Origin of the sequence: Nocardiopsis sp. TNDT3 (genome assembly GCF_003427465.1) — a bacterium.
Lineage (GTDB): Bacteria > Actinomycetota > Actinomycetes > Streptosporangiales > Streptosporangiaceae > Nocardiopsis > Nocardiopsis dassonvillei.
Window position 1 is genome coordinate 1 of sequence record NZ_QPFC01001060.1, and the last position, 4,970, is coordinate 4,970.

Below are 4,970 nucleotides of genomic sequence, written 5' to 3' on the forward strand. Positions count from 1 at the left end.
GCTCGTTCGTGGAGCGGTTCTGCCCGCTCGACGACGGCCGGGCCGCGGCCCGCGTCGTGGACCGGGTCTTCGGCCGGGAGTGATCCGGGGCCCGTGTCCCGGGGGCCGCGCGCCCCCGGGACGAGGGCCGCCCGGAGCGGGATCCGCGCCTGTGGACAACCGTCCGGGGGCCTCCCGGGTGGGCCACAATGGGACCGTGATCGTCATCACCCGCTACTCCGTGCCCGAGGCCGACACCGCGGCCTTCCAGACCGACGCCGCCACCGCGATCGAGGTGCTCTCCCGCCGCCCCGGCTTCCGAGGCCACCGGGTGGGCCGCGCCGCGGACGACCCCTGCCTGTGGACCGTGGTCACCGAGTGGGACGGCGCCGGCTTCTACCGCAGGGCCCTGTCCGACTTCGACGTCAAGGTCAACGCCGTGCCGCTGCTCTCGCGCGCCATCGACGAACCCACCGCGTTCGAGATCGTGACCGGGGGTGGGGCCCCGACCTGAGACCCGTCCGGGCGGCTTCCGCACGCTTGGGTACGGTTCCCGCACCTCCAGGGATGGTTTCCGCACCCCTGAAGAGGGTTGCCGCACCCTCGAAACGTGCGTGCGGGCACCCCTGGTTGCTCTAGCCTGGGTGGACGCGGTCGTCGCTGTTGCCGCTCCCTGGTTTCGGCGGCGCCGCATTTCCACACCAACCGATGTATCGCGCACGCGATCCACCGACACCCAGCCGGATGGAGAGTTCCCCATGGCCGCCAAGTCAGAGGCAATGGACGCACTGGTCAACCTCGCCAAGCGCCGAGGTCTGGTCTACCCCTCCAGCGAGATCTACGGGGGTCTGCGAGCCGCCTGGGACTACGGCCCCCTCGGCGTCGAGCTCAAGAACAACGTCAAGCGCCAGTGGTGGCGCTCCATGGTGCAGGAGCGCGACGACATCGTCGGCCTGGACTCCAGCGTCATCCTGGCCCGCGAGGTCTGGGAGGCCTCCGGCCACGTGACGGCCTTCGTCGACCCGCTCACCGAGTGCCAGTCCTGCCACAAGCGCTTCCGGGCGGACCACCTCGTCGAGGCCTACGAGGAGAAGCACGGCCACGAGCCCGCCGAGGGCCTGGCCGCCATCGCCTGCCCCAACTGCGGCGCCAAGGACTCCTTCACCGAGCCGCGCATGTTCAACGGCCTGCTGCGCACCTACCTGGGCCCGGTCCAGGACGAGAAGGGCCTGGCCTACCTGCGCCCGGAGACCGCCCAGGGCATCTTCATCAACTACAAGAACGTCGAGCAGAGCGCCCGCCGCAAGGTTCCCTTCGGCATCGGCCAGATCGGCAAGTCGTTCCGCAACGAGATCACCCCGGGCAACTTCATCTTCCGGACCCGCGAGTTCGAGCAGATGGAGATGGAGTTCTTCGTCAAGCCCGGCAGCGACGAGGAGTGGCACCAGCACTGGATCGACATCCGCCACCAGTGGTACGTCGACCTGGGCATCGCCAAGGACAACCTGCGCCTGTACGAGCACCCGCAGGAGAAGCTGTCCCACTACTCCAAGCGCACCGTCGACATCGAGTACCGCTTCAACTTCCAGGGCTCCGAGTGGGGGGAGCTGGAGGGCATCGCCAACCGCACCGACTACGACCTGCGGACGCACTCCGAGGCCTCGGGCGTGGACCTGTCCTACTTCGACCAGGAGAGCAACGAGCGCTACATCCCCTACGTCATCGAGCCCGCGGCCGGTGTCGACCGGGCGGTGCTCACGTTCATGCTGGACGCCTACAACGTGGACGAGGCGCCCAACGCCAAGGGCAAGCTGGAGAAGCGCGCCGTTATGCGCCTGGACCCGCGCCTGGCCCCGGTCAAGGCCGCGGTGCTGCCGCTGTCGCGCAACGCCGACCTCTCGCCCAAGGCCCGCGACCTGGCCGCCAGGCTGCGCAAGCGCTGGAACGTGGAGTTCGACGACGCCGGGGCGATCGGCCGCCGCTACCGCCGCCAGGACGAGATCGGCACCCCGTTCTGCGTGACGGTGGACTTCGACACCCTGGAGGACGACGCGGTGACCGTGCGCGAGCGCGACACCATGTCCCAGGAGCGCGTGTCCCTGGACCGTGTGGAGACCTACCTGTTCGAGCGCCTGCCCGGCTGCTAGCCATCGGCGCGGCGAGGGCCGTCCGTCCCCGACCGGGGCGGGCGGCCCTCGTGCTTTCGCGGAGCCCGGACCCTCCGGCGGGGGCTGTCCGGAGCGCGGAACCGGTCGGGTGGAAAGCTCGGTGCCATGGGAAAGATCCACGACTCCATCGGTGACCGGCTCGCGCGCTTCCTCCTCGCCCAACCGGTCTTCTTCGTGGGGACCGCACCGCTCGCCGGGGACGGCCACGTCAACGTCTCACCCAAGGGGATGAGCGGGACGTTCGCTGTGCTCGGCGAGCACCGGGTGGCCTACTTCGACTACACCGGTTCCGGTGTCGAGACCATCGCCCACCTGCGAGAGAACGGCCGGATCGTGCTGATGTTCTGCGCCTTCGACGGGCCGCCGAACATCGTCCGCCTCCACGGCACCGGCCGGGCCGTGCTCCCCGAGGAACCGGGGTTCGATGAGCTGCGTGCCCACTTCCCCAAGGAACGCACCCTGGGCCAGCGCGCGGTCATCGTGGTCGACGTCCGGCGTATCTCCGACTCCTGCGGGTTCTCCGTGCCGCTGATGGACCTGCGCGGCGACCGGGACCTGCTGGACCGCTACCACGAACGCCGCGATCCCGCCTACTTCGACGACCATCGGCTCACCCGCAACTCCGCCAGCGTCGACGGACTGCCGGGCCTTCCGCCGACCGCCTGAGGGGTGGGCTCGGGGCTGAGGGCACGGCGAGACGGCCGGACCCGGGGGGATTGGATTCCGGCCGCCTCTTCGGCCCCCCGGCCGCACACGACCGCGGGAACCGGTTCTCAACCTAGCGGTAGGGGGTGCGCGTTACGCGGTCGTTTGGTGTGTCTTGTCCTGTCGTGTGAGCGAATCGTGACACCGGCGGAGATCCAACTCGATACCTCGCTCTACTATGCCTAGCTCTGCTAGGGTAAATAACCCTAGCGGAACTAGGTATAGGAAGTGCGCGTGCACATCGACAAGGACCTGGTCGCGGCGTCGGCCACACCGCTCGTCCTGGGCATCCTGGCCGAGGGCGAGTCCTACGGATACGCCATCGTCAAACGCGTCAAGGAGCTCTCCGACGGCCGGATGCAGTGGACGGACGGCATGCTCTACCCCCTGCTGCACCGCCTCGAACGCAACGGCTACGTCCGGGCGTCCTGGGGCGCGTCCGAGACGGGGCGCCGCCGCAAGCACTACGCCATCACGGAGGCCGGGTTGGAGACGCTGGCCGAGCGGCAGAAGCAGTGGGACGTCGTCGCCGACGCCCTCCAGCAGGTGTGGCAGGCCGCGTCGCGCCCACCGGTCCTCGGGGACGCCGCGGCGGGGGGGATCGCCTGATGAGCGGGAACACACGCGGTGACGTCCTGGAGGAGCAGATCGACCAGTGGCGCGGCTTCGTGCGCCGCCGCCGGGCCATCTCCCCCTCCGACGTCGAGGAGATGGAGGACCACCTGCGCGAACAGATCGCCGATCTGGGGGCGAGCGGCCTGGACGACGAGGAGGCCTTCCTCGTCGCGGTCAGGCGCATGGGCAACCTGGACGAGGTGTCGCGGGAGTTCGCGCGCGAGCACTCCCACCGGCTCTGGAAGCAGCTGGTCCTGGTCCCCGAGGCCGAGGACGGGGCGGGCGGCCTCGCGCGCTGGCGCGAACTCGGCGTGGTGATCGCCTTCGCGCTCGGCGCGGGGCTCGCGGTCAAGCTCCTGTTCACGGCGGTCGACGACGAGTTCGCGCAGTTGCGCAACGTCGCCTTCGTGGTGCTCCCGTTCCTGGCGGGGTGGTTCGCCTGGAAACGGCGGGTCACCTGGCGCGTGTGCGCGGCGCTGGCCGCCGTCGCGGCGGTACCGGCCCTGGCCGTGAACCTCTACCCGTTCGAGACGGCCCCCGGGCCGTTCCCGGGCCCCGGCATGACCGCCGTGCTCGCGTTCACGCACGCCCCGGTCCTGCTGTGGCTGCTCGTGGGCGTCCTGCACACGGGCGGGCAGTGGCGGTCCCACGACCGGCGCATGGACTTCGTGCGCTTCGTGGGCGAGCTGGTGATGTACCTGGCGCTGATCGTGCTGGGGTCCGCGGTCCTGGTCGGCCTCACCTTCGGGGTGCTCTCCCTGGTGGAGGTGGACCTGGAACCGTTCATGGAGGACTGGCTGCTGCCGTTCGGCGTGCCCGGCGCGCTCCTGGTGGCCGCGTGGCTGGTGGAGGCCAAGAAGAGCGTGGTGGAGAACATCGCGCCCGTCCTGACCCGGGTCTTCACGCCGCTGGCGGTCCTGATGCTGCTCGCGGACCTGGTGGCGCTCCTGGTGAACGGTCCGCTGACCACGGTGGACCGCGAACTGCTCATCATCATGGACGCCGTTCTGGTGCTGGTCCTGTTCCTGCTGCTGTACTCGGTCTCCGCCCGCGCCCCGCTGTCCCCGCCGGGTGTGTTCGACTGGCTCCAGCTCGCGCTGGTCGGGGCGGCGCTCGCGGTGGACGCCGTCGCGCTGACGGCGATGCTGACCCGTATCGCCGAGTTCGGGTTCACCGCCAACAAGACCGCCGCGCTCGGTCTCAACCTCGTGCTGCTGGTGCACCTGGCGTGGTCGGCGTGGCTGATGGCGGGTTTCGTACGGGGCACCCGCCCGTTCGCAGCGATCGAACGGTGGCAGACGGCCTACCTGCCGGTCTACGCGGTCTGGGCGGGGCTGGTCGTGCTGGTGTTCCCGCCGGTGTTCGGTTTCGCCTGATCCGGGTGGCGGTCACGCCCCCCGTGTGCCGGGCCCCTCCCCGAGGGACCCGGCACACGGGGGCGCGCGGCCTGCGGTCAATGGACCGGGAGACGCGGTGCCCGGTCTTTCAGCCCGTGGTGTGGGC

5 protein-coding genes are annotated in these 4,970 nt (G+C 70.2%); all 5 read left to right on the forward strand.

All coding sequences use genetic code 11. The features are described 5' to 3' along the window. Positions 1-196 precede the first annotated feature (196 nt). Positions 197-493 (forward strand): antibiotic biosynthesis monooxygenase, encoded by a 297-nt coding sequence (locus DQW06_RS23800; RefSeq protein WP_026337919.1) that lies wholly within the window; start codon positions 197-199, stop codon positions 491-493. A 244-nt stretch (positions 494-737) separates the two neighbouring features. After that, positions 738-2,126, forward strand: a complete 1,389-nt coding sequence (locus DQW06_RS23805) for a glycine--tRNA ligase (protein ID WP_013151792.1) — start codon at positions 738-740, stop codon at positions 2,124-2,126. A 126-nt stretch (positions 2,127-2,252) separates the two neighbouring features. After that, positions 2,253-2,813 (forward strand): pyridoxamine 5'-phosphate oxidase family protein, encoded by a 561-nt coding sequence (locus DQW06_RS23810; protein ID WP_117199348.1) that lies wholly within the window; start codon positions 2,253-2,255, stop codon positions 2,811-2,813. Between the two features lie 273 nt (positions 2,814-3,086). Then, positions 3,087-3,461: a PadR family transcriptional regulator gene (locus DQW06_RS23815; RefSeq protein ID WP_013151794.1), complete on the forward strand. Its 375-nt coding sequence runs from the start codon at positions 3,087-3,089 to the stop codon at positions 3,459-3,461. Continuing rightward, positions 3,461-4,843, forward strand: coding sequence for a permease prefix domain 1-containing protein (locus tag DQW06_RS23820; RefSeq protein WP_117199349.1), 1,383 nt, complete (start codon positions 3,461-3,463; stop codon positions 4,841-4,843). The genes DQW06_RS23815 and DQW06_RS23820 overlap by 1 nt, the downstream gene beginning before the upstream one ends. Positions 4,844-4,970 lie beyond the last annotated feature (127 nt).